At 73.6% G+C, this 18,819-nt stretch carries 22 protein-coding genes; 8 read left to right on the top strand and 14 right to left on the bottom strand.

Features of this window, described 5'->3' with window-relative positions:
- Positions 1 to 37: 37 nt before the first annotated feature.
- Both ACF09C_RS22360 and ACF09C_RS22365 read right to left on the bottom strand, forming a co-directional pair.
- Positions 38 to 1,327, bottom strand: a complete 1,290-nt coding sequence (locus tag ACF09C_RS22360) for an ABC transporter substrate-binding protein (RefSeq protein ID WP_392093596.1) — start codon at positions 1,325 to 1,327, stop codon at positions 38 to 40.
- Positions 1,305 to 1,820 (bottom strand): hypothetical protein, encoded by a 516-nt coding sequence (locus tag ACF09C_RS22365; RefSeq protein WP_392093598.1) that lies wholly within the window; start codon positions 1,818 to 1,820, stop codon positions 1,305 to 1,307. Before ACF09C_RS22365 ends, ACF09C_RS22360 begins: the two co-directional genes overlap by 23 nt.
- 141 nt (positions 1,821 to 1,961) lie before the next feature.
- Between ACF09C_RS22365 and ACF09C_RS22370 the strand changes: the two genes are divergently transcribed.
- Genes ACF09C_RS22370 through ACF09C_RS22380 form a run of 3 tightly spaced genes read left to right on the top strand, consistent with a single transcriptional unit; the run spans position 1,962 to position 5,679 of the window.
- On the top strand, positions 1,962 to 2,396 hold the full coding sequence (locus ACF09C_RS22370; protein ID WP_392093599.1) for a hypothetical protein: 435 nt from the start codon (positions 1,962 to 1,964) through the stop codon (positions 2,394 to 2,396).
- The gene (locus tag ACF09C_RS22375; RefSeq protein ID WP_392093601.1) at positions 2,384 to 5,023 is read left to right on the top strand and encodes an ATP-binding cassette domain-containing protein; all 2,640 of its coding nucleotides are present in this window, start codon (positions 2,384 to 2,386) and stop codon (positions 5,021 to 5,023) included. Before ACF09C_RS22370 ends, ACF09C_RS22375 begins: the two co-directional genes overlap by 13 nt.
- A complete protein-coding gene (locus ACF09C_RS22380) occupies positions 5,020 to 5,679 on the top strand; it encodes an ATP-binding cassette domain-containing protein (RefSeq protein ID WP_392093602.1) in 660 nt (219 codons plus the stop codon). The genes ACF09C_RS22375 and ACF09C_RS22380 overlap by 4 nt, the downstream gene beginning before the upstream one ends.
- Here the strand turns inward: ACF09C_RS22380 and ACF09C_RS22385 are convergent.
- Positions 5,663 to 6,229 carry a transglycosylase family protein gene (locus tag ACF09C_RS22385; RefSeq protein WP_392093603.1) on the bottom strand — a complete coding sequence of 189 codons (567 nt, stop codon included), beginning with the start codon at positions 6,227 to 6,229 and terminating at the stop codon, positions 5,663 to 5,665. The two genes, ACF09C_RS22380 and ACF09C_RS22385, sit on opposite strands and share 17 nt — an antisense overlap.
- A gap of 194 nt (positions 6,230 to 6,423) precedes the next feature.
- Here ACF09C_RS22385 and ACF09C_RS22390 point away from each other — a divergent pair, with 194 nt between their 5' ends.
- Positions 6,424 to 7,206, top strand: a complete 783-nt coding sequence (locus ACF09C_RS22390; RefSeq protein ID WP_392093605.1) for a hypothetical protein — start codon at positions 6,424 to 6,426, stop codon at positions 7,204 to 7,206.
- 131 nt (positions 7,207 to 7,337) lie between these two features.
- Positions 7,338 to 7,661, top strand: coding sequence for a hypothetical protein (locus ACF09C_RS22395; protein WP_392093607.1), 324 nt, complete (start codon positions 7,338 to 7,340; stop codon positions 7,659 to 7,661).
- Between the two features lie 90 nt (positions 7,662 to 7,751).
- Here the strand turns inward: ACF09C_RS22395 and der are convergent, their stop codons facing one another.
- The 6 genes from der to ACF09C_RS22425 form a co-directional block, all read right to left on the bottom strand.
- Positions 7,752 to 9,200: a ribosome biogenesis GTPase Der gene (gene der / locus ACF09C_RS22400; protein WP_392093608.1), complete on the bottom strand. Its 1,449-nt coding sequence runs from the start codon at positions 9,198 to 9,200 to the stop codon at positions 7,752 to 7,754.
- A gap of 78 nt (positions 9,201 to 9,278) precedes the next feature.
- The gene (locus ACF09C_RS22405; RefSeq protein WP_362416275.1) at positions 9,279 to 9,866 is read right to left on the bottom strand and encodes a lysophospholipid acyltransferase family protein; all 588 of its coding nucleotides are present in this window, start codon (positions 9,864 to 9,866) and stop codon (positions 9,279 to 9,281) included.
- A gap of 53 nt (positions 9,867 to 9,919) precedes the next feature.
- Entirely contained in the window at positions 9,920 to 10,606 is a 687-nt protein-coding gene (gene cmk / locus ACF09C_RS22410; protein ID WP_392093610.1) for a (d)CMP kinase, read from the bottom strand.
- A gap of 127 nt (positions 10,607 to 10,733) precedes the next feature.
- Entirely contained in the window at positions 10,734 to 11,822 is a 1,089-nt protein-coding gene (locus ACF09C_RS22415) for a prephenate dehydrogenase (protein ID WP_392093612.1), read from the bottom strand.
- A complete protein-coding gene (gene aroH, locus ACF09C_RS22420) occupies positions 11,819 to 12,181 on the bottom strand; it encodes a chorismate mutase (RefSeq protein ID WP_392093614.1) in 363 nt (120 codons plus the stop codon). The genes ACF09C_RS22415 and aroH overlap by 4 nt, the downstream gene beginning before the upstream one ends.
- A 137-nt stretch (positions 12,182 to 12,318) precedes the next feature.
- Entirely contained in the window at positions 12,319 to 12,747 is a 429-nt protein-coding gene (locus ACF09C_RS22425; protein ID WP_392093615.1) for a YidB family protein, read from the bottom strand.
- A gap of 108 nt (positions 12,748 to 12,855) precedes the next feature.
- Between ACF09C_RS22425 and ACF09C_RS22430 the strand changes: the two genes are divergently transcribed.
- The 3 genes from ACF09C_RS22430 to ACF09C_RS22440 are packed head-to-tail and all read left to right on the top strand — an operon-like array spanning position 12,856 to position 14,429.
- On the top strand, positions 12,856 to 13,191 hold the full coding sequence (locus ACF09C_RS22430) for a DUF952 domain-containing protein (protein WP_392093617.1): 336 nt from the start codon (positions 12,856 to 12,858) through the stop codon (positions 13,189 to 13,191).
- A 46-nt stretch (positions 13,192 to 13,237) separates the two neighbouring features.
- A complete protein-coding gene (locus ACF09C_RS22435) occupies positions 13,238 to 13,723 on the top strand; it encodes a Rieske (2Fe-2S) protein (protein ID WP_392093619.1) in 486 nt (161 codons plus the stop codon).
- Positions 13,724 to 13,733: 10 nt separating this feature from the next.
- A complete protein-coding gene (locus ACF09C_RS22440) occupies positions 13,734 to 14,429 on the top strand; it encodes a DNA polymerase beta superfamily protein (protein WP_392093621.1) in 696 nt (231 codons plus the stop codon).
- On the opposite strand, the gene ACF09C_RS22445 is transcribed toward ACF09C_RS22440, so the two are convergent.
- The 5 genes from ACF09C_RS22445 to pnuC all read right to left on the bottom strand — a co-directional run bounded on the left by ACF09C_RS22445 (position 14,426) and on the right by pnuC (position 18,761).
- Complete coding sequence (locus ACF09C_RS22445; protein WP_392093692.1) at positions 14,426 to 15,154, bottom strand: DNA polymerase beta superfamily protein; 729 nt, start codon at positions 15,152 to 15,154, stop codon at positions 14,426 to 14,428. The genes ACF09C_RS22440 and ACF09C_RS22445 overlap by 4 nt on opposite strands.
- Before the next feature lie 97 nt (positions 15,155 to 15,251).
- On the bottom strand, positions 15,252 to 16,277 hold the full coding sequence (locus ACF09C_RS22450; protein ID WP_392093694.1) for an ADP-ribosylglycohydrolase family protein: 1,026 nt from the start codon (positions 16,275 to 16,277) through the stop codon (positions 15,252 to 15,254).
- A gap of 8 nt (positions 16,278 to 16,285) precedes the next feature.
- Positions 16,286 to 17,032: an NUDIX domain-containing protein gene (locus tag ACF09C_RS22455; protein WP_392093623.1), complete on the bottom strand. Its 747-nt coding sequence runs from the start codon at positions 17,030 to 17,032 to the stop codon at positions 16,286 to 16,288.
- On the bottom strand, positions 17,029 to 18,108 hold the full coding sequence (locus ACF09C_RS22460; protein WP_392093625.1) for an AAA family ATPase: 1,080 nt from the start codon (positions 18,106 to 18,108) through the stop codon (positions 17,029 to 17,031). The genes ACF09C_RS22455 and ACF09C_RS22460 overlap by 4 nt, the downstream gene beginning before the upstream one ends.
- The gene (pnuC, locus tag ACF09C_RS22465; RefSeq protein ID WP_392093626.1) at positions 18,105 to 18,761 is read right to left on the bottom strand and encodes a nicotinamide riboside transporter PnuC; all 657 of its coding nucleotides are present in this window, start codon (positions 18,759 to 18,761) and stop codon (positions 18,105 to 18,107) included. Before pnuC ends, ACF09C_RS22460 begins: the two co-directional genes overlap by 4 nt.
- Positions 18,762 to 18,819 lie beyond the last annotated feature (58 nt).

The raw sequence follows: 18,819 nt of genomic DNA on the forward strand, positions 1-18,819 counted from the left end.
GTCGGTGGCGGATTCACGCGCAAGGTCGGGGGCCCGCTCACGGTCGGTAGCCGATCTGCGGGACCGTGGCGCAGTCGGTGTTCATGTCGCCCTGCGTGACCCAGCCACGGCCGTCCTGCCAACGGGCCACGGAGAGACAGCTCTCCCGGGTCTTCGGCGGCTCGGGGAGCCGCTCGAAGCGGACGGGCAGCAGGAGTCCGCGCGCGGTGTACGGCTCCGCCCGGTTCAGGTACTCCTCGACACAGCCGCGGGTGAGCCGGTCGCCGCAGGAGAGCGCCGCGTCCGTGAACCACATCGCGGCCGCCCACCCCTCCAACTGCCACTGCGAGAGCGGCCGGTCGCCCATCGCGGCCCGGAACTCGCGGACCGCCGGGTGCCCGGTGTCCTCGTAGTTGCGGCTGGAGCCGGTGACGAAGAGCGAGGCGCGGCAGGAGGGAGAGGCGGCGTAGTCGCGGGGCACGGTCGAGGACCAGTTCTGCACATTGGTCACCTTGGCGGTGACCTGCACGCCCAGCGCCTCCATCGCCTCGCAGAGCTGGGCGTTGCCGTGCGTGTCCAGGGCGTCGAAGACCAGGTCGACGCCCTGCGCCCGCAGATCGGCCGCGACCGCGCGGAAGTTGGGCAGCGCGAAGTCGACCTGCTCGTCGACGACCCGGTACCCCTCGGCCCGCAGCCCGTCGGAGATCAGCCGCGCGTACGCCGTCGACGCGGCCTGGTTGTAGGCGACGACGGCGGCGGTACGGGCGGAGTGCTCGCGCTTGAACCAGCGGTAGACCTCGGTCCCGCCGTAGAGCACGCCGTTCCAGCCGGGCGCCGCTCCGGTGCGCGGGGCGAGGCTGCCGTAGATCCCGTACAGGTGCGGGTAGGTGTCGTACGCGGCGGTGAGCGGTTGGCCGCCGATGTCGGGGACGCCCGCCCTGGCGACCAGGGGCGCGCCGGCGTAGTCGAGCGCGGTGGTGGCGACGAGGGCGAACACCTTCTCCTCGTCGATCAGCCGGTGCACGCACTCGTTGTTGCCGACGCCGCTGCCGCCGTCGTCGCAGGTGACGACCTCGACCCGGCGGCCGTTCAGGCCGCCCTCGGCGTTGAGCGCGTCGAACCAGGCGCGGGCGCCGTCGCGTGGTCCGGTGAACGCCTCTCCGCCGACGGGGCTGGTGGCGCTGGTGATGATGCCGACCCTGAGCGGCTCACCGCCGGAGGGGGAAGTGACGGTGGGCCGCGTCTCGAACGCGCTCTCCGGGAGCCGGCTGCCGCACGCCGTGGTCAGGGCGAGCAGCCCGGCGAGGAGCAGCGCCCCGCCGGTCTCAGCAACCCGGAACGCTCGCACCGCTGAGCTGCGCCAGGCCGCAGAGGGTCTTCGCGGACACCTTCCAGGTGTCGTCCTGGAGGACCGAGGTGCCCTTGGCGTTCGGTACGGCCACGGACCCGGCGACCAGCAGGTCGTACGTCACGTCGGCGTCGTTCGGCGAGGTGAACTCGATGGCCTTGACCTTCGCCGTGGCCTGGGACGCGGCGTCGTTGGTCATGAGGACCTCGAGGGCCGGGCCCAGCTGCTCCCCGTTCTCCAGCAGCTTCACCCGCTCGTCGGCCGGGGTCCGCGGGTTGAAGAACAACAACCAGTTCTTGGTGATCTCGGCCTTGGCGGCGACCGGGTCGGAGGGGGCGTCGGCCGGGACCGACCGCGTGCCCGTGGCGATCGGGTCGCCGGCGACGTCGTCGTCGCCGCAGCCCGCGAGCACCGGCCCGAGGACGAGGGCCGAGGCCGCCGCCAGAGCCGCGACCGAAGTGCGCGAGCGTCGACCACGTCGCTTGAGAACCATCTGGCTCACCACCGGGTGTCCGTCGGGGCCGGGCTGCCTGATGATTCCAGGGTGGGCCGATTCCCGACATAGCGCAAGGAAGAGAACATTCAGCGTGAAATGGGTGGAGGGGGCCGAGCCGAGGGAGGTCCCGTGCCGACCGTGCCGACATCCCGCGTCCTGCTGTGGGCCGGCGTCGCGGCGGTCGCCGGGGGCGCGGTGCTCTGCGTCCTGGGCTGGTACGGCATCTCCGGCGAGCGCTTCGCGGAGCGCCAGCTGCCCTACCTCGCCTCGTGCACGGCACCGGGGGCCGCGCTGATCGTGGCGGGCGCGGTCCTCGTGGCCGGAGCGGTGTTGTCCTCCAACCGTGCGGCGGACGGCCGGGCCCCCGTGCCGGCCGGACCGGAACCCGGCGCCGAGGCCCCGGCGGCGGACGACGCTCCCCCGCCCTCCTCCACCGACCCCCCGGTCCGAGTGCCCGGCGGGACGCTGGCGCACCGCCCCGACTGCCCGCTGGTGGCGGACCGGCCGGACGCCGAACCGGGCGGGGAGGCGGAGCTCGACCCCTGCCCGGTGTGTGAGCCGTGGCCTCGCTGACGTACGACCTCACGCTCGCCGGGCTCGCGGTGGGCAGCGCCGCCGCGCTCACCGGCATCGGGCTGATCGTCACCTACCGGGCGACCGGAGTGCTCAATCTGGCGCACGGCGCGATCGCCATGGTCTGTGCGTACGTCCTGCGGCAGACGGTGGTGGAGTGGGGCTGGCCGCTGCCCCTGGGCGCGCTGGTGACGCTGCTCGTGGTCGCGCCCGGCATCGGTCTGGTCCTGGACCGGGCGGTGTTCCGGCCGCTGGCGGTGCTCGGCTCGAACCCGGCGCAGACCCTGGTGGCCTCGATCGGGGTCTTCGTCCTGCTGGTGGGCGGGGCGGCGCTGCTGTGGGGCACCGGGGCGCGGGCGGACGCGCCGGTGCTCCTCGGCGACGATCCGTGGACGCAGCTCGCCGCGGTGGTCCTGCTGGCGGTGGCGGTGGGCGCGGTGACCCGGTGGACGCGGTTCGGCCGGGAGCTGCGGGCCGTGGTGGACAACCGGCCGCTGGCGATGCTGGGCGGGATCGACGCGGACCGGGTGGCGGCGGGCGGCTGGGCGTTCGGCGCGTTCACGGCGGGGCTGACGGGCGTCCTGCTGGCCCCGTACGTACGGCTCGACCCGTACGGGATGCCGCTCCTGGTCGTCGAGGTGATCGCGGTCGCGGTGGTGGCCCGGATGCGCAGTCTGCCGGTCGCGATCGTGACCGCCCTCGCGCTGGGCGTGGCGCAGGCGCAGCTGACCCGCCTCCACCCGGAGGGGTGGGCGGGCCCGCTGGTGCAGGCGCTGGGGGCGAACCTGTTCGTGGTGGCCCTCCTGGTGGCCGCCCTGGCCGTGCCGGGGATCGGGGGGCCCGGCAGGGACACGCTGCCGCCCCCGTCCGTGGCCCCTCGCACCCCTACGGGGGTGTGGTTCACGGTCGGGGTGCTCTTCCTGCTCCCCCTGGGCTTCGCCGGTACGGACCTGCACACGGCCGTCCAGGTGCCGGCGCTAGCGATCGTGCTCCTGTCGCTGGTGGTGGTGACGGGGCGCGGCGGGCAGATCGCGCTCGGCCAGGCGGCGTACGCGGGCCTCGGCGCCCTGTTCACGGCGCTGCTCGCGACCGGCGGTCTGCCGGAACTCCTCGCCCTCGCGCTCGCCGTGCTCCTGGTCGCCCCTCTGGGCCTGGTGACGGGGTGGCCTGCGATCCGGCGCCACGGTCTCGCCCTGGCGCTGGTGACGCTGGCGGTCGGGGTGGCCGTGAGCCGCTTCGTCTTCGCGCAGCCGTACGCGACGGCGGGCCTGGAACTCGGCCGCCCTGCGGGCTTCGCGGACGACCGCCGCTACTACGCCCTGGAGCTCGTGGTCCTGGCCGGCTGCCTGGTCCTGGTCGCGGCGCTGCGCCGGGGCCGCACGGGCCGCGCGCTCGCCGCGCTGCGCGACCACGAGGCGGGCGCGGAGGCGTCCGGGGTACGGGTGAGCCTGCTGAAGCTCCTCGCCTTCGTCCTGGGCGCGGCCCTGGCGGCCCTGGGCGGCGGCCTGCTGGGCATGGGCCTGCGCGCCTTCGACCCGGAGGCCTACGACCCGGTCCGCGGCCTCCTCTGGTTCGCCGCGATCGTCGTCCTGGGCGCCGACAGCCTCCTCTCGCCCCTGGCGGCCGCGGCGCTCCTGGTGGGCCTGGACGCGGGCACGCGGGGCGGCGTGGCCGCGGCCACGATCGGCGTCCTCGCGACCCTGACGGGCCGCATCCCCCCACTGACGTCCTGGCTGCCGACCAGAACCGCCCACCCTGTGCCCGGCGCGAAATCCGCCGGGACCGCATCTCCCCCCACCCCACCCCCCGCAGCCGCCGACGGCGGGCCACCACCCACAGGTGGACCCGCACCTTTGTCGACAAGTAGTACGGGCGGTGCGGGTGGGAACACCAGCCCGGCCGAAGGCCGGGCGCAACCCCACCGGCCGGCACCGGCCCACCGCACCGCACCCGCGCACGCACCCGCACCCGCTCCCGCTCCCGCGAGGCTCACCGCCCACGACCTCACCCTCACCCACCCCGGCGGCCTCACCGCCCTCTCCCATGTCACCCTCGCCCTCGCCCCCGGCCGCGTCACCGCCCTCGTCGGCCCGAACGGCGCCGGCAAGAGCACCCTCTTCGACTGCCTCGCCGGCACCCTCCGCCCCACCCACGGCCGCGTCACCCTCGACGGCGCCGACATCACCGCCCGCCCTGCCCACGCCCGTGCCCGCCTCGGCGTCGCCCGCTCCTTCCAGCAGCTGGCCGTCTTCCCCTCCCTCACCGTCGAGGACAACGTCCGCATCGGCGCCGAGCAGGGCCACCACCGCTCCCCCGCCCACACCGAACAGGCCCTCCGCCTCCTGGGTCTGGCAGGACCCGTCCGCCGCCTCCCCGCCGCGGACCTGCCCACCGGCACCCTGCGCCGGGTCGAGCTGGCCCGCGCCCTCGCCGGCCGCCCGCACACGCTCCTCCTCGACGAGCCCTCCGCCGGTCTGGACGCCGCCGAGACCGAGGCCCTCGCCCGGATCCTGGCGGCCCTCGCCGCCGACGGCCTGACCGTCCTCGTCGTCGAGCACGACCCGGAGCTCGTCGCGGGCCTCGCCCACACCGTCCACACCATGGAAGGGGGCCGGATCGTGTCATGAGCGTCGAGATCGCGCTGCGCGCGGCCCACGTCCGCTACGGCCCCCTGGAGGCCCTGCACGGCCTCGACCTGCCCGTCCCGGCCGCGACCGTCACCGTCCTCGTCGGCCGCAACGGCTCCGGCCGCACCTCCGCTCTGCGCGCCCTCGCCGGTACGGTCCCGCTCGCCGCCGGCCGGGTCCTGTGGCGCGGCGCGGACGTGACCCGACTGCACGCCCACGCCCGGGCCCGGCGCGGACTGTGCTTCGTACCGGATCTCCGCGCGGTGTACGCGACGCTCACCGTGGCGGAGAACCTGGACCTGGCCCCCGGGGACCGGGAGCGGGCCCTCGCCGCGTACCCCGAACTCGGCCCCCTTCTCCCCCGCACCGCCGGCACCCTCTCCGGCGGAGAGCGCCGGATGCTGGCGCTCTCCCGGGCCCTGCTGACCCCCGCCCGCGTGGTCCTGGTCGACGAGCCGTCCCTCGGTCTTTCGCCCGAGGTCTCCTCGCGTACGTACCGGCTGCTCGCCGCCCTCGCCCGACCGGGCGGCGCCGCCGTCGTCCTCGCCGAGCAGCGCCCCCCGCCCGGTCTGCCGTCCGGCACGCTCCTGCACGAACTGCGCCGCGGCTCCCTCGCGTTCAGCGGGGAGGCGGCGGAGTTCACCTCAGCACGGTGAGCGGCGAGATCCGCAGCATCGTGCCGACGAGCAGCCGGTTCGGGTCCGCCCCCACCAGGCTCCGGTTCGCCTTGTAGAGCGCCTGCCAGCCGCCCGCGATCCCGAATCGCTTCGCGACCTTGCTGAGTGTGTCGCCCGGCTGCACCACATGGGCCCGTCCGCTCAGCCCGTACCGCTTCGAGCAGACCGGCCAGGCCCCCCAGCCCTGGGTGCGGAGCACCTCCTCGGCGACCAGGATCTGCTGCTGGCGGGTCGCCAGGTCGGCGCGCCTGGCGTACTTCAGGCCGCCGTGCTCCTCCCAGGTCGGCTGCCAGAACTGGAGTCCGCCGTAGAAGCCGTTCCCGGTGTTGATGTGCCAGCGGCCGCTGCTCTCGCACTGGGCGACGCAGCCCCACGGCCACTGGTCCTTGGCGCAGGCGTAGGCGGGCGCCGCGGGCGTCTGCCGTTCGGCCGCCGCCCGGGCCGGCGCCGCCGCCTGGGCGGGTGCGGGAACGAGCGCGAGAAGCGCTGCCGCCGACGCGCCTGCTGTCCACCATCTGATCTTCGACATCGCGGCAGGCTAGGCAGCACGACGGGGTGCCGGCGTCGTGCCGCGCGGGAGGACGCGCGTGCCCCACCCGGTCGGAGTCACACAAGTTGCCGCACCCGGACGCGTGACCCCGGCCGATCCTTCCCCGTTGAACTCGTCATGAGACGAGCCGGGAACCGCCCGGCGTCGCACGTACCGAGTCCAGGGAGCCCCCCGTGCCGCGCATGCTCGACGTCAGCGAGGACGTACGCGCCGAGATCGGCGACGAAGAAGCCGACCGGCTGCTCGCCGGCGACAATGCCCCGGGCAGCTACGACTGCACCTCCTGCCGCACGCCGGGCGACTCCGAGCAGGAGCGCACGAGCACGGTGCTGTTCGTCGGCGAGGAGACCGCCGTCCTGGCGTTCGCCCACGCCAGCTGCATCCCGTCCCAGGTCGTCAAGGTCGCCGAGGAGCAGCTCCAGGGCGCCGTCCGCTCCATCGCCGCCACGGACGCGGCGGACGAGCTGAGCGCCGCCCACCCCGAGCAGGCGGTCCTCGGTGTCACCAGCGGTCTCGTCCTGATCGAGGGCGAGCTGCACCCGGCGCTGGTCGTCGAGCCGACGGCTCCGGTGGCCCGCCCGGGTACGGACGGGCTGAGCGACGAGTTCCTGCCGCTCCTCGTCGAGCAGGGTTTCCAGCCGGTCGCCGACGTGAACCAGAAGCCGGGCACCCTCGCGGGCTGGTCGGTGCTCGTCGCCATGGGCCAGCTGCACTCGGTGCTCCAGCCGGGCACGGGCGGCACCGGTCAGGCCGCCTGGTGGCAGGCGCACCAGCCGCTGCAGGTCACCGAGGGCTGGCGCGCGGCGGCCAACAAGTCGCACACGGTCCTTGTCTTCGCCGCCCCGGTGGGCTCGATCGGCCAGCAGCCGCGCGAGGACCTGCTCCGCGACGCCCTGGAGAAGGCCGCGGCGAACGGCCGTCTGGTGGCCGCCGCGATGCCGCTGGCCGGCACGTGACGGAGCACGGGCGCCGAGGCATAGGACCAAAGGGTTTCGGCCCCTGGGTCCCGACCGTGCCCCGGCCTCGGCAGGCGCCTCTTTCGGAGAGCCGCCCGCATCCGACGGAGGGCGGGGTCGTTGGCACGTACGTGCACACATACGACCCACTCCGCCAGCCCGTTCCGAGTCCGATCCCGTCCATGCGCCCGGCGCAGGACCTCGTGGGAGGCCAGTCGGCGACGCCGATCTACGACGCGCTGTACTCGGAGTACCGCCGGTCGTTCCGCGCGCTGCCGGGTGATCGCAGCGGCGAGGAGGACCTCGGCTTCCGGGCCTTCGGGACGCCGGTGAGCACGGGTCTCTACGGGAACCACGGGAGCCAGGGACACCGGTACACGGCGCACCCGACGGCGTGGTCGGCGCAGCACCACGTCCCGGCGGCACTTCCGCCGGGGCCCCGCAGGGGGCTGTAGGACCGAGCGGGACGGACCCTTGGACAACGGCGGAGGGCCGGGGCAGATCGCCCCGGCCCTCCGCCGTTGTCCGTACCGCCGTGCGGCCTGCTACTTCTTCCGGCCGCGCTTCTCGCGGACCCGCACCGAGATGTGGATCGGCGTGCCCTCGAAGCCGAACTCCTCGCGCAGCCGGCGCTCGATGAAGCGGCGGTAGCCGGCCTCGATGAAGCCGGAGGCGAAGAGCACGAAGCGGGGCGGCTTGGTGCCCGCCTGCGTGCCGAAGAGGATGCGGGGCTGCTTGCCGCCGCGGACCGGGTGCGGGTGGGCGGCGACCAGCTCGCCGAGGAAGGCGTTCAGCCGGCCGGTGGGGACGCGGGTCTCCCAGCCGGCGAGCGCGGTCTCGATCGCCGGGACGAGCTTCTCCATGTGGCGGCCGGTCTTGGCGGAGACGTTGACCCGGGGCGCCCAGGAGACCTGCTGCATCTCGGTCTCGATCTCGCGCTCCAGGTAGTAGCGCCGCTCCTCGTCCAGCTCGTCCCACTTGTTGTACGCGATGACGAGCGCACGGCCCGACTCCACGGCCATCGTGATGATGCGCTGGTCCTGGACCGAGATGTTGTCGGTGGTGTCGATGAGGACGACGGCGACCTCGGCCTTCTCGACCGCGGCGGCGGTGCGCAGGGAGGCGTAGTAGTCCGCGCCCTCCTGGAGGTGGACCTTCTTGCGGATGCCGGCGGTGTCGACGAACTTCCAGACCTTGCCGCCGAGCTCGATCAGCTCGTCGACCGGGTCGCGGGTGGTGCCGGCCAGCTCGTTGACGACGACCCGGTCCTCGTTGGCGACCTTGTTCAGGAGCGAGGACTTGCCGACGTTCGGACGGCCGATGAGGGCGATACGGCGGGGGCCGCCGATGGCGTTGCCGAAGGTCTGCGCGGGCGCCTCGGGCAGGGCCTCCAGGACGGCGTCGAGCATGTCGCCGGTACCGCGGCCGTGCAGCGAGGAGACCGGGTGCGGCTCGCCGAGGCCGAGCGACCACAGGGCGGTCGCGTCGGCCTCGCCGGAGGGGCCGTCGACCTTGTTGGCGCACAGGACGACGGGCTTGCCGGCCCGGCGCAGCAGCTTGACGACGGCCTCGTCGGTGTCGGTGGCGCCGACGGTGGCGTCGACGACGAAGACACAGGCGTCGGCGGCCTCGATGGCGTACTCCGCCTGGGCGGCGACGGAGGCGTCGATGCCGAGGACGTCCTGCTCCCAGCCGCCGGTGTCGACGACCTTGAAGCGGCGGCCGGCCCATTCGGCCTCGTAGGTGACGCGGTCGCGGGTGACGCCGGGCTTGTCCTCGACGACGGCCTCGCGGCGGCCGATGATCCGGTTCACCAGGGTCGACTTGCCGACATTGGGGCGGCCGACGACGGCAAGGACGGGGAGCGGGCCGTGCCCGGCCTCCTCGATCGCGCCTTCGACATCCTCGACGTCGAAGCCCTCTTCCGCGGCGAGCTCCATGAACTCCGCGTACTCGGCGTCGCCAAGTGCCCCGTGGTCGTGCTGGTCGTTCATGAAGTCCGTTCCTTGATCATTCGTGGTCGGTGGGTCTTCGGCGGTCCGATCCGCCGGGCCCACTACTGAGAGTGTCGCTCAGCGCCCGGTGAGGCGCCTGGCGTTTTTCAGGTGGCCGGTCAGCCGCTCCTGAATGCGTACGGTGGCCTCGTCCAACGCCTTGCGGGTGCGCCGGCCGGTGCCGTCGCCCGCCTCGAAGGCCTCGCCGAAGACGACGTCGACGCGGCTGCGCAGCGGAGGCAGCGCCTTGACCAACCGTCCGGAGCGCTCGGAACTTCCGAGCACCGCCACCGGGACGATCGGCGCGCCGCTGCGGACGGCGAAGTAGGCCAGGCCCGCGCGCAGGGAGGCGAAGTCTCCTTCACCGCGGGTGCCCTCGGGGAAGATCCCGAGGACTCCGCCGTGCTCCAGGACCGCGAGTGCGTTGCCTATCGCGTTCCGGTCGGTGCTGTCCCGGTCGACCTTGAGCTGCCCGATGCCCTCCAGGAAGGGCCCGAGGGGCCCGACGAAGGCTTCCTTCTTGATCAGGAAGTGGACCGGCCTGGGGGCCGTGCCCATGAGCATGGGGCCGTCGATGTTGTGCGCGTGGTTGACGGCGAGGATGACGGGTCCGGCGGCCGGCACCCGCCAGGCGCCGAGGACGCGCGGCTTCCACAGGCCGTACATCAGCCCGATGCCGATGCCACGCCCGACGGCGGCGCCCTTCGCGGAGGGCTGGGTCACTTCGCGGCCGCCCTCTTCTCCTCCACCAGCGTGACGACGCACTCGATGACCTGGTCGAGCGTGAGGTCGGTGGTGTCGACCTCGACGGCGTCGTCGGCCTTGGCGAGCGGGGAGGTCTTGCGGCTGGAGTCCGCCGCGTCCCGCTTGATCAGGGCCTGCTGGGTGGCGGCCACGTCGACGCCCTTGAGCTCGCCGGAGCGGCGGGCGGCACGGGCCTCGGGGGACGCGGTGAGGAAGATCTTGAGGTCGGCGTCGGGCAGGACGGTGGTGCCGATGTCCCGGCCCTCGACGACGATGCCGCCCTCGGCGTTCCGCGCGATGGACCGCTGCAGTTCCGTGATCAGCGCCCGCACCTCCGGGACGGCGCTGACGGCGCTGACCTTCGAGGTGACCTCTTCGGTACGGATGGGTCCGGCGGCGTCGGCGCCGTCGACCGTGATCGTCGGCCGGGACGGGTCCGTGCCGGAGACGATCACGGGCTTGGAGGAGGCGTTGGCGACGGCCTCGGTGTCGTGGACGTCGACGCCGTTGCTGATCATCCACCAGGTGATGGCCCGGTACTGCGCGCCGGTGTCGAGGTAGCTCAGCCCCAGCTTGGCGGCAACCGCCTTCGAGGTGCTCGACTTGCCCGTGCCGGAGGGCCCGTCGATGGCGACGATCACGGTTTCCACGGTGGGGAACACCTTCCTGGGGTGAGCGGAGAGGCCTCGCGGAACGCGGGGGGCCACCCCAAGGTTACCGAGTCCCGGCCACCCGTCCGGCCGAGTACCCCTGAGGGCGGCCCCGGTCACCCCGCTGAGGGCCTCCCGGTCACCCCGCCCGCAGCGCCCAGCCCCGCTCCCGCAGCGCCGCGCCGAGCGTGGGCGCGGCCGACGGCTCCACCATGAGCTGGACCAGACCCGCCTGCTGCCCGGTCGCGTGCTCGATGCGGACGTCCTCGATGTTGACGCCCGCGCGGCCCGCGTCGGCGAAGATGCGCGCCAGCTCGCCCGGCTGGTCGCTGATGAGGACGGCGACGGTCTCGTACGTCGTCGGGGCGGCGCCGTGCTTGCCCGGGACCCGGGCGCGCCCGGCGTTGCCCCGGCGCAGGACGTCCTCGACGCCGTCGGTGCCCTCGCGCCGCTTGTCCTCGTCGGAGGACTGGATCGAGCGGAGCGCCCGGACGGTCTCGTCCAGGTCGGCCGCGACGCCCGCGAGGACGTCGGCGACGGGTCCGGGGTTCGCCGACAGGATCTCGACCCACATGCGCGGGTCGGAGGCGGCGATCCGGGTGACGTCGCGGATGCCCTGCCCGCAGAGCCGTACCGCCGTCTCGTCGGCCTCCTCCAGTCGGGCGGCGACCATCGAGGAGACCAGCTGCGGGGTGTGCGAGACGAGGGCGACCGCGCGGTCGTGGGCGTCCGCGTCCATGACGACCGGGACGGCGCGGCAGAGCGCGACCAGCTCCAGGGCCAGGTTCAGGACCTCGGTGTCGGTGTCGCGGGTCGGGGTGAGGACCCAGGGGCGCCCCTCGAAGAGGTCGGCGGTGCCGGCCAGCGGTCCGGAGCGCTCCTTGCCGGACATCGGGTGCGTGCCGATGTAGGCGGTGAGGTCGAGGCCGAGCGTCTCCAACTCCCGCTTCGGGCCGCCCTTGACGCTGGCGACGTCGAGGTAACCGCGCGCGACGCCCTCGCGCATGGCGGCGGCCAGGGTGGCGGCCACGTGCGCCGGGGGTACGGCGACGATCGCGAGGTCGACGGGTCCCTCGGGCGCCTCGTCCGTGCCGGCGCCGAGCGCGGCGGCCGTGCGGGCACGGGCGGGGTCGTGGTCGCGGAGGTGGACGGCGATGCCGCGGCCGGCCAGCGCGAGCGCCGCCGAGGTGCCGATCAGGCCGGTTCCGATGACGAGCGCGGTTCTCACTGGGCGATGTCCTTGCGCAGGGCGGCCGCGGCACCGAGGTAGACGTGCGCGATCGCGGACTTGGGCAGCTCCGACTCGATGTGCGCGAGGAGTCGGACGACCCTCGGCATGGCACCCTCGATGTCCAGCTCCTGCGCGCAGATCAGCGGCACGTCGACGATGCCGATGCGGCGCGCCGCGGCGGCCGGGAAGTCGCTGTGCAGATCGGGCGTGGCGGTGAACCAGATGCTGATCAGGTCGTCGGGGTCAAGGCCGTTGCGTTCGAGGACGGCGGTGAGCAGCTCCTCGACCTGCTCGCTCATGTGCCCGGCGTCGTCCCGTTCCAGCTGGACGGCGCCTCGGACCGCTCGTACCGCCACGTCGTGCTCCTTACCTGACCTGCCCATGACCCGCGCGCTCGGTGCGAGAGTGCTCCGATCAGCCTAGTCAGCCGCGCGGACAGCCCGTCGCGGCGACCGCCCTCCGAGACGAGGGGGCCGCCGCGGGGTGGGCCGGGTCAGAGCTGCTGTGCCTTGATGAGGTCCTCCAGGGAGCCCGACGGCACCTGGCCCGAGGGGGTCAGCTTGTCGACGGCCTGCGGCAGGAGGTGGGCGATCTCGTCGGCGGCCTGCTGGGGGCTGACCCCGTTCTCCTGGGCGACCTTCTGCAGGGCCTCGTCCGGGAGCGCCTCGGCGATCTGGGCGCCGCTGACGGGCTGGTTCTGGCCGTTGCCGACCCAGGACTGGGCCTGGTCGGCGAGGCCCGACCTGGTCAGCATCTCCATCAGCCCGCCGAGCGGGTTGGAGCCGCCGCCCGCGCCACCGCCCGCGCCGCCGCCCATCAGCGCGCCGAGCAGCGAGCCGAGGATGTTGCCGCCGCCGGCGCCCTGCTGACCGCCGCCGCCCAGGAGGCCGCCGAGCAGACTGCCGAGATCGTTTCCAGCCATGGTCCTGCCTTTCACTCCGGTACGGAACACGGCCAATGTCACCCAGACCACCCCCTTCCGCCACTCGGGGTATCCGGCGCCGACGGGAGGCGCGGTACAACTGTCGGCATGCTGCTGCACGTCGTACCGCTGGACGAATGGTCCGCCGATCCCGAACTCCCCTACGCCCCGCCCTCGCTGGCCTCTGAGGGCTTCGTGCACTGCTCGCCGGACGAGCACGCGGCCCTGACGGTCGCGGACGCGCACTACCGGGGGGTGCCGGGACCGCTGCTCGTCCTGGTCGTCGACGAGCGCCTGCTGGGCGCCGAGGTGCGCTGGGAGGGCTCGGAGGACGCGCTCTTCCCGCACGTGTACGGGCCGATCGAACGGGCGGCCGTCACGGGCCTCCTGGAGGTGCGCCGGGACTCCGACGGCCGTGCGAGGGAGCTGACGCCCTGGGCATAGGGCGTGTTGCCCACCCGGGGCGGGGCCCGCGGCCAAGCTGTACGGCATGAATCCTGAAGCCACGAACCGCCGTACCGTGCTCCTCGCCGGGGCGGGTTCCGTCGCCGTGCTCGCCACCGGCTGCGGCTCCGACGGCGACAACGGCGGGACGACCGAGAGCCCGACGCCGAGCGGCCCGGCCACCACGGCCGAGCCGACCGCCTCGGCGTCGGAGACCGCCGTGCCGCCGCCCACGGCTCCGGGCGGCGACGCCCTGACGAGCACGACCGACGTCCCGGTCGGCGGCGGCACGATCTTCAAGGAGGAGAAGGTCGTCGTCACCCAGCCCACTGCCGGTGACTTCAAGGCCTTCTCGGCGATCTGCACCCACCAGGGCTGCATCGTCGCCAAGGTCGAGAACGGCACGATCGACTGCGCGTGCCACGGCTCCAAGTTCCGCATCACGGACGGCTCGGTGGTCAACGGGCCGGCCACGCGCCCGCTCCCGGCCGAGGAGATCACCGTGTCGGGGGACAACATCACCCTCGCGTAGCCTGACCCGCATGACTTCGGCAGACCTGGTGCGCGACCACACGATCTACTCCTGCGTCATGGGGTCGCGTGCCTTCGGTCTGGAGACCGAGGACAGCGACACCGACCGCCGGGGTGTCTTCCTCGCCCCGACCCCGCTGTTCTGGCGCTTCGACAAGCCGCCGGCGCAGGTGGAGGGGCCGGCCGAGGAGCAGTTCAGCTGGGAGCTGGAACGATTCTGTGAGCTGGCGCTGCGCGCGAACCCGAACGTCCTGGAGTGCCTGCACTCCCCCGTCGTCGAGCACATCGACGACACCGGCCGCGAGCTGGTCGCGCTGCGCGAGGCCTTCCTCTCCCGCCGGGCGCACCAGACCTTCGTCCGGTACGCGGGCGGGCAGCGCAGGAAGCTCGACGCGGACGTCCGCCAGTACGGCCGTCCGCGCTGGAAGCACGCGATGCACCTGCTGCGGCTCCTGATGAGCTGCCGCGACCTGCTGCGCACCGGTGAGCTGACCATCCACGTCGGCACCGACCGCGACCGCCTCCTGGCGGTGAAGCGCGGCGAGGTGCCGTGGGCGGAGGTCGAGACCTGGATGAACCGGCTCACCGAGGAGGCCGACGCGGCCGCGAGCGGTTCGCCGCTGCCGGCCGCCCCGGACCACGGCCGCGTCGAGGACTTCCTGATCCGCGCGCGCCGCGCCTCGGCCCTGCGCGCCCTGGGGGCCTAGCGGCCCAGGACGCCGTCCTGCCGCACCCGTACGACGAGGTCGTGCAGTGCCTCCTGGGCCTTGGGCGCGTCCCCGAGCGCCGTCGCCGCGTGCGCGGCGTCCAGCACCCCGTGCAGCGCCTCCACGTCCTCCCGGACCCGGACCAGGTCCACCTCGGCGAGCCCGTGCTCGGCGTCCGCCTTGGCGGCGATCAGCTCCGCCCCGTAGGCGGGCGCCTCGGCGACCTCCCCGAGCAGCGTGGGCAGATGGGCCTGGACCTCGCCGGAGCGCATCAGGTGGATGCCGGTGAGCAGCGCCCGGAAGGTGTAGAGCAGCGGCTTCAGCTCCTCCGTCTTCTCGAAGAGCCGCCACTGTGTCGCGGCGAATCCACGGTAGTGATGGGCGTGGTGGTGGGTGAGCACATCGGGTGCCAGGGCGACGAGTTCGGAGTGTGCCTCCGAGGTGTGGGCCACCAACGGGGAGAGCAGCTGCTCCAGTACGTATCCGTTGCGGCGCAGCATGAGCCGGACGAACTTGCGCAGGTCGTGCGTGACGAGGTCCATCTCCACGCCGTCCCGGTCCCACATCCGGCTGCGGGTCTCCTCGGGCTCGCGCAGCCCGATCAGCCCCGCCACCGGCAGCAGGTGCACACCGCGCAGGTCCACGTCCGAGTCGCGGGACGGGAATCCGTACAGGTGCGCCCCCGAGACGGTGGCGAAGAGCTGGGGGTCCCCCCACGCCCGCAGGGCGTAGGGGGAGGATCGGGCTGTTCCGCGACGACGGCGGAGAGGTCGACTTGCGGTACCAGGGCTACGGTCATGGCCCCAGCTTCCCAGTCCCGGCTCACGCGTCCCAGAGGGCACCGAACGTGAGGAGTTCGGAGCGGTGCTCGACCTGCTCCTCCCACTCCTTCGGCCATGCCCCCGCGCCCAGGTGCGCGCCCGCGAAGGCACCCGCCAGGCAGGCGATCGAGTCGGAGTCGCCGCGGGTGCAGGCGGCCCGGCGGAGGGCGGTGAGGGGCTCCTCGGGGAAGAGCAGGAAGCAGAGCAGGCCGGTGGCGAGGGCCTCCTCGGCGATCCAGCCGTCGCCCGTGTAGGTGCAGGGGTCGAGCTCCGGGTCCGCGGTGCGCTGGACGGCGTCGAGGCGTTCCAGGACCGCCAGGCACTCGTCCCAGCCGCGCTCGGCGAAGTGCCGGGCCGACGGGTCCTGGGAGCGGGTCCACAGGTCGCCGAGCCAGCTCTCCCGGTACACGGACCGGTTCTCGTACGCGTACGAGCGCAGGTGCCCCACCAGGCCCGTCGGGTCGACGCCCTGGGCGAGCAGGTACACGGCGCGGGCGGTCAGGTCGGAGGCGGCGAGCGCGGTGGGGTGGCCGTGGGTCAGGGCCGCCTGGAGCTGGGCCGCGCCGGCCCGCTGCTCCTCGCTCAGTCCGGGCACGAGCCCGAGCGGCGCCACGCGCATGTTGGCGCCGCATCCCTTGGAGTGGATCTGGCTGGCGTCCTGCCACACCCGGTCGCCGTCGAGGAGGTCGCAGGCGCTCAGACAGGTGTTGCCGGGCGCCCTGTTGTTGTCCGGGGAGTGGTACCAGGCGACGAACTCCTCCCGGACCGGCGGCTCCATCGACTGCGGGGCGAGCACGCCCCGGTCCATGGCGGTCCTGATGCCGCGCGCCAGGGCGAGCGTCATCTGGGTGTCGTCCGTGATGTACGCGGTGCCGCGCTGCACCGGCAGCTCCATGGACCTCCAGGGTCCGGACTTCGCCAGGATCGCGGGCACGTCGTGGAACTCGGTCGGGAAGCCGAGCGCGTCCCCGAGCGCAAGCCCGATCAAGGCGCCGGTGGCGCCCTGCTTGGTCGCGCGCTGTGTCATGGGCTGGGTCATGTGGATCGTCCCTCCGGTCGCAGCAACGGCGGGTGGAGGGCCGTGGCCTCCCCCGCCCGGTAGAGAGCGGCCGGTTTCCCCCGTCCGCCGGTGAGGCGCGGCGGTCCCTCCACGGCCTGGACGAAGCCGGGCGTGGTGAGGACTTTGCGCCGGAAGTTGGGGCGGTCGAGTTCGACGCCCCAGACGGTCTCGTACACCTGCCGCAGCTCGCCGAGGGTGAACTCGGGCGGGCAGAAGGCGGTGGCGAGACCGGTGTACTCGAGCTTGGCGCCGACGCGGTCGTGCGCGTCGGCGAGGATCCGGTCGTGGTCGAAGGCGAGCGGCGCCCCGGACGCCCGGCGCCCGTACGGCACCCACTGGGCGTGCGCCGCGTCGCCGCCGCCGCGCGGTTCCGGGGCGTCGGGGACGAGGGCGGCGAAGGCGACGGAGACGACCCGCATCCTCGGGTCGCGGTCCGGTTCGCTGTACGTCCGCAGCTGTTCGAGGTGGAGCCCGGAGACGGTGGCGTCGGACAGTCCGGTCTCCTCGGCCAGTTCGCGGCGGGCGGCGGACTCGGCGGACTCGCGCGGCAGGACGAAGCCGCCGGGGAGCGCCCAGACCCCCGCGTACGGCTCCTGGCCGCGTTCCACGAGCAGGACGTGCAGCTGCTCGTGGCGGATCGTGAAGACGGCCAGGTCCGCGGTGAGGGCGAAAGGCTCGAAGGCACGGGCGTCGTAGCCGTGCGCGGTCGGGGTGGGGTTCATCGGCGCTCCGGAAGAGGATCGGCGAGGTCCCAGCCCTCGGCGAGCAGCGCGTCCACGGCGGCGACCGCCGCGGCGAGGCGTTCCTCGTGCGGTCCGGTGAGCAGGGCCGTGCGGCGCCCGGTGTGGGCGAGCTGGGTGTGGAAACGGGCCGTCATCCAGGGCCGCAGGTGCTCCCCGTCGCGCAGCCCGTCGTCCTCGAAGGCGACCCCCCGGTGGTCGGTGAGCAGCCACAGGTGCTGCCGACCGCGCGCGGCGATCTCGCCGGTCGCGGGGCTCGTGGTGCCCATGTACCGCTCGTGCCAGATGGTGGTGGCGAAGGCGTCGGTGTCGCAGAAGAGGACCGGCGAGCCGGTCCGGGCCGCCTCCTCCTCCCGCTCGGCCTGGCGCAGCGCGATGAGCGGGAAGTCCTCGGAGTGGAAGGACACGTCCTCCCAGCCGGCCTCGGGGCGCAGGGCCCGCAGCTCGGCGAGCTTGAGCTCGCTGAACTCGCGGCCGAACTCGGGCACCCAGCGCGTGCGCGCCCAGACCCCGCCGCGGGCCCGGTAGTACTCGGCGAGGGCGCGGGCCATCGTGGTCGTGCCGGTGGACTCCGCGCCGAGGACCACCACGCGACGGGTGAGCGCGGCGCGCACCGGGGCTTCGAGGAAGTCCCAGGAGCCGACGGGGTCCTTGCGGACGCCGGTGCCGGAGACGGGGAAGAGAGTGCGGTCCGGGTCGACGCAGACGGCGTCGGCGCCGAAGCGACGGCCCAGCTCCTCCCCGTACGGCTCGGAGGTGAAGACGGCGTCGACCGGCTCGCGCACCGCGCCCCGGAAGACCGCCATGTGGGCCTCCCACACATCGGGGTCGTGCAGATCGACGGGGATGTCGTCGACGGCCCCCACGACCAGCGCGTCGGGGTGGACCTCGCGCATCCAGGCCACGCGCTCGTCCAGGGTCAGGCTCTCCACGGAGGAGGCGCAGACGAGCACGGTGAGGCGCTCGCACCGGTCGCGGGCGGTGCGGACGAGGTGGTGGTGGCCTGCGTGCGGCGGATAGAACTTGCCGAGGACCAGGCCGTGTCCGTAGCGCTTCATGCGACCGCCTCCCTCTCGACCGTACGGCCGCGGGCGGCGAGGTCGCGGCTCCAGCCGCGCAGGCCGAGGACGCAGAGCGTCATGAAGCCGACGTACAGCAGGGCGGTCAGGTACAGCTCCTTGTACGCGTACAGCGGCACGTACACGACGTCGGCGGCGATCCAGAGCCACCAGGACTCCAGGCGCTTGCGGCACTGGCCGTAGGTCGCCATGAGGGAGAGCGCGGTCGTCAGGGCGTCCCAGAACGGGACGGTCGAGTCGGTCGCGCGGTCGAGGAGCAGGGTGAGGCCGAGGGTCCCCACCACCCCCGCCGTGAGCAGCCAGGTCCATTCGGCGCGCGTGGTGCGGCGCACCGGGAGGGTGCCGGAGCCTGGTCCACCCCCGTGGGTCCAGGTCCACCAGCCGTACACGGCGAGGGTGATGAAGACGATCTGGAGGCCCGCGTCGGCGTACAGACCCGCCTGCGTGAAGAGCAGGACGAAGAAGAGGTTGTTGGCGATGCCGACGGGCCAGTTGGCGAGGTGCTGGCGGGCGACCAGCCAGACGCAGAGCGCCCCGCTGCCGAAGCCGAGCACCTCGGTCCAGCTGACCGGGGTGTCGAGCAGGGTGAAGAGCGGCTGCTGCAGGGGTTCGAGTACGTCGGCGAGGCTCACGCCCACCTCCTTAAGAGTCATGTTGACTATAAAGGTCTGCGGGCTTCGCCCACAAGTA

Origin of the sequence: Streptomyces sp. NPDC014870, assembly GCF_043081505.1 — a bacterium.
GTDB lineage: Bacteria > Actinomycetota > Actinomycetes > Streptomycetales > Streptomycetaceae > Streptomyces.

Coding starts and splice junctions, on each gene's coding strand:
- ACF09C_RS22460 (WP_392093625.1), bottom strand. CDS start 18,108: ATGAAGCGCTACGGACACGGCCTGGTCCTCGGCAAGTTCTATCCGCCG.
- ACF09C_RS22435 (WP_392093619.1), top strand. CDS start 13,238: ATGAATCCTGAAGCCACGAACCGCCGTACCGTGCTCCTCGCCGGGGCG.
- der (WP_392093608.1), bottom strand. CDS start 9,200: ATGAACGACCAGCACGACCACGGGGCACTTGGCGACGCCGAGTACGCG.
- ACF09C_RS22430 (WP_392093617.1), top strand. CDS start 12,856: ATGCTGCTGCACGTCGTACCGCTGGACGAATGGTCCGCCGATCCCGAA.
- ACF09C_RS22455 (WP_392093623.1), bottom strand. CDS start 17,032: ATGAACCCCACCCCGACCGCGCACGGCTACGACGCCCGTGCCTTCGAG.
- ACF09C_RS22450 (WP_392093694.1), bottom strand. CDS start 16,277: ATGACACAGCGCGCGACCAAGCAGGGCGCCACCGGCGCCTTGATCGGG.
- ACF09C_RS22425 (WP_392093615.1), bottom strand. CDS start 12,747: ATGGCTGGAAACGATCTCGGCAGTCTGCTCGGCGGCCTCCTGGGCGGC.
- ACF09C_RS22405 (WP_362416275.1), bottom strand. CDS start 9,866: ATGTACGGCCTGTGGAAGCCGCGCGTCCTCGGCGCCTGGCGGGTGCCG.
- ACF09C_RS22440 (WP_392093621.1), top strand. CDS start 13,734: ATGACTTCGGCAGACCTGGTGCGCGACCACACGATCTACTCCTGCGTC.
- ACF09C_RS22380 (WP_392093602.1), top strand. CDS start 5,020: ATGAGCGTCGAGATCGCGCTGCGCGCGGCCCACGTCCGCTACGGCCCC.
- ACF09C_RS22385 (WP_392093603.1), bottom strand. CDS start 6,229: ATGTCGAAGATCAGATGGTGGACAGCAGGCGCGTCGGCGGCAGCGCTT.
- ACF09C_RS22365 (WP_392093598.1), bottom strand. CDS start 1,820: ATGGTTCTCAAGCGACGTGGTCGACGCTCGCGCACTTCGGTCGCGGCT.